This is a genomic window from Pseudoalteromonas sp. RB2-MNA-CIBAN-0110, from assembly GCF_040309305.1.
Lineage (GTDB): Bacteria > Pseudomonadota > Gammaproteobacteria > Enterobacterales > Alteromonadaceae > Pseudoalteromonas > Pseudoalteromonas arctica.
Genome location: NZ_JBEOOQ010000313.1, coordinates 1 through 240 on the forward strand (window position 1 = coordinate 1; position 240 = coordinate 240).

1 protein-coding gene is annotated in these 240 nt (G+C 33.8%); it reads left to right on the plus strand.

What is annotated here, in order from left to right:
• Positions 1–56 precede the first annotated feature (56 nt).
• A partial coding sequence (locus AAEY68_RS21630; RefSeq protein WP_350586890.1) for a hypothetical protein occupies positions 57–240 on the plus strand: 184 nt, incomplete at its 3' end.

Here is a 240-nt window from a genome sequence, read left to right on the forward strand (position 1 = left end):
ACTGTTAGCCAAGACATGGGGCATTTTAGACCGGATATCACAGCGGTTTACTTACGATGAAATACCTTTTCGCTCTTGTTATTGCTTTATGTTTAGCCGGTTATTTTGGGTATCAATCTCTCGATAATTACTACGAAATTAGGGTTAGTTGTGATTTGAAATTTTATAACAATATAAAAAAATTCGCTTACAACGAAAGAGATGATTGCGAGTTAACGGTTAAAATTAAAACTACAAGCA